The organism is Streptomyces sp. RP5T, from assembly GCF_003933965.1.
Lineage (GTDB): Bacteria > Actinomycetota > Actinomycetes > Streptomycetales > Streptomycetaceae > Streptomyces.
Genome location: NZ_RSAJ01000752.1, coordinates 1 through 3470, shown reverse-complemented (window position 1 = coordinate 3470; position 3470 = coordinate 1). Strand labels below are relative to the sequence as shown.

The following is a 3470-nucleotide window of genomic DNA, read 5'->3' as shown; positions in this document are numbered from 1 at the left end:
CCCCCGTAGAAGTGGGTGCCGAGCACCAGCGCGCCGGACCGTCCCGCGGGACCAGACTGAACGCCGTACCCAAGCGGGCACCACCACTTACCGAACGCCGGGCGGTCCCGGCGGCTCACTGACTGACCGATATAGGAGACATACCGTGACATCGGCTGTAACCATCACCAGGCACGGGGGCACTGGCGGGCGTACGGCCGTTGCCGCGCGGGCGCGGCAGGTCGTCAAGGCGTACGGGTCCGGCGAGACCCGAGTCGTCGCCCTCGACCATGTGGACGTGGACATCGCTCGCGGACAGTTCACCGCGATCATGGGCCCCTCCGGGTCCGGCAAGTCCACCCTCATGCACTGCCTCGCCGGTCTCGACACCGTGACGAGCGGTCAGATCCACCTGGACGACACCGAGATCACCGGCCTGAAGGACAAGAAGCTCACGCAGCTGCGCCGGGACCGGGTCGGGTTCATCTTCCAGGCGTTCAACCTGCTCCCGACGCTCAACGCGCTGGAGAACATCACGCTGCCCATGGACATCGCCGGGCGCAAGCCGGACAAGCAGTGGCTCGCGCGCGTGGTGGACACCGTGGGACTTTCGGACCGCCTCAGGCACCGGCCCACCCAGCTCTCCGGCGGACAGCAGCAGCGTGTCGCCGTGGCCCGCGCCCTGGCAGCCCGCCCCGAGATCATCTTCGGTGACGAGCCGACCGGAAACCTCGACTCGCGCGCGGGTGCCGAGGTACTGGGCTTCCTGCGCCGCTCGGTCGACGAACTCGGGCAGACCATCGTGATGGTCACGCACGACCCGGTCGCCGCCTCCTACGCGGACCGGGTGCTGTACCTCGCCGACGGCCGGATCGTCGACGAGATGCACAAGCCGACCGCGGAGGCCGTCCTGGACCGCATGAAGGACTTCGACGCCCGGGGGCGCACGTCATGACCGTCATGAAGACCTCCCTGCGCAACTTCTTCGCGCACAAGGGACGCATGGCCCTGTCGGCCGTGGCGGTCCTGCTGTCGGTCGCCTTCGTCTGCGGGACGCTGGTGTTCACCGACACGATGAACACCACCTTCGACAAGCTCTTCCAGGCCACCTCCTCGGACGTGACGGTGAGCGCCAAGGGCGCCTCCGACACCGGTGAGACCACCTCCGACAACGGCAAACCGCCGGTCATGCCGGCCTCCGTGCTGACCAAGGTGCGCGAGGCGCAGGGCGTGAAGACGGCGGAGGGGACCGTCTTCTCGACCTCGGTGACCGTCGTGGACGCCGACAAGGACAGCCTCTCGCCGTCCGGCGGCGGCCCGACCATCGTCGGCAACTGGAACGCCAACGACGCCCGCACCATGAAGATCACCTCCGGTACGGCGCCGAGGAGCCCCGACCAGGTCATGGTCGACAAGGACACCGTCGACAAGCACCACCTGAAGCTCGGTGACGAGATCGGCGTCATCAGCGCGGTCGGCACGCACACCGCGAAGATCTCCGGCGTCGCCGAGTTCGAGGTCACCAACCCCGGCGCCGCGATCTTCTACCTGGACACGAAGACCGCGCAGGCCGCGCTCGTCGGCCGGCCGAACGTCTTCACGAACGTCAACGTCACGGCCGCGGCCGGAGTAAGCGACGACCAGCTCAAGAAGAACGTCGCCGCCGGACTCGGCGGCGCCTACAAGGTGCAGACGGCCAAGGAGACCGCCGACGCCAACCAGAAGGACGTCGAGGGCTTCCTGAACGTCATGAAGTACGCGATGCTCGGCTTCGCCGGGATCGCCTTCCTCGTCGGCATCTTCCTCATCATCAACACCTTCTCGATGCTGGTCGCGCAGCGCACCCGGGAGATCGGCCTGATGCGGGCCATCGGGTCCTCGCGCCGCCAGGTCAACCGGTCCGTGCTGGTCGAGGCGCTCCTGCTCGGCGTCTTCGGCTCGGTGCTCGGGGTCGGCGCGGGCGTCGGGCTCGCGATCGGGCTGATGAAGCTCATGGGCTCCATGGGCATGAACCTGTCGACCAGCGATCTGACGGTCGCCTGGACGACCCCGGTGGTCGGCCTGCTCCTCGGGGTGGTCGTCACCGTCCTCGCCGCCTGGCTTCCGGCCCGCCGCGCGGGCAAGGTCTCACCGATGGCCGCCCTGCGGGACGCGGGCGCCCCGGCCGACGCCAGGGCGGGCTGGATCAGGGCCCTGCTGGGCACGGCCCTGACCGCCGGCGGCGGCTGCGCACTCTACCTGGCCGCCGCGGCCGACAAGGCCAAGGAGGGCTCCCTGTGGCTCGGCCTCGGCGTGGTGCTCTCCCTGATCGGCTTCGTCGTGATCGGCCCGCTCCTCGCCGGTGGCGTGGTGCGCGTGCTGGGCGCCGTCGTCCTCAGGGTGTTCGGTCCCGTCGGCCGCATGGCCGAGCGCAACGCCCTGCGCAACCCGCGCCGTACGGGAGCCACGGGCGCCGCCCTGATGATCGGCCTCGCGCTGGTGGCCTGTCTGTCGGTGGTCGGCTCCTCCATGGTCGCCTCGGCCACCGAAGAGCTCGACAAGTCGGTCGGCACGGACTTCATCATCCAGTCCGACAGCGGGCAGCTCATCACCCCGGCCGCGGTAAAGGCCGTCAAGGGCACCTCCGGCCTCGATCACGTCACCGAGTACCGGATCACGGAGGCCGACTACACGACCCCCGACGGCAAGACGCTCAAGGACACCGACATCACGGCGGCCGACCCGTCGTACGCCACCGACCTGCGCACCAAGACCGTCGCCGGGAAGCTCGCCGACGCCTACCGGCCCGACTCGATGTCCGTGCACGAGAAGTTCGCCAGGGCGCACGGCATCCACCTGGGCTCGAAGATCAAGGTCGCCTTCAAGGACGGCGCGACCGCCGACCTGACGGTCCGGGCGATCACCAGCAGTGACGTCGTCATCGACGCGGGCTCGAAGTACATCTCGATCGCCACGCTCGCCAAGTACGTGCCGGCCGACAAGATGCCCCTCGACCAGCTGGTCTTCGCCAACGCCAAGGAGGGCCAGCAGGACGCGGCCTACAAGTCGTTGAAGGCTTCGCTGCACGACTACCCGCAGTACACCGTGCGCGACCAGACCGACTACAAGGAAGCCTTCAAGGACCAGATCGGCCAGCTCCTGAACATGATCTACGGCCTGCTGGCCCTCGCGATCATCGTCGCGATCCTGGGTGTCGTGAACACCCTGGCGCTCTCGGTGGTCGAGCGGACCCGGGAGATCGGCCTCATGCGGGCCATCGGGCTCTCGCGGCGCCAGCTGCGGCGGATGATCCGCCTGGAGTCGGTGGTGATCGCCCTCTTCGGCGCCCTGCTGGGACTGGGGCTGGGCATGGGCTGGGGCGCCACCGCCCAGAAGCTCCTCGCCCTGGAGGGCCTGAAGGTCCTGGACATCCCGTGGCCGACGATCGTCGCGGTCTTCATCGGCTCGGCCTTCGTGGGCCTGTTCGCCGCCCTGATCCCGGCGTTCCGGGC

The 3470-nt window shown here is 69.0% G+C and carries 2 protein-coding genes; both read left to right on the top strand.

The features are described 5' to 3' along the window. The first annotated feature begins 145 nt into the window (after positions 1–145). Positions 146–934, top strand: coding sequence for an ABC transporter ATP-binding protein (locus tag EHS43_RS40380; RefSeq protein ID WP_037709335.1), 789 nt, complete (start codon positions 146–148; stop codon positions 932–934). Then, a partial coding sequence (locus EHS43_RS40375; protein ID WP_125195517.1) for an ABC transporter permease occupies positions 931–3470 on the top strand: 2540 nt, incomplete at its 3' end. The genes EHS43_RS40380 and EHS43_RS40375, both read left to right, overlap by 4 nt.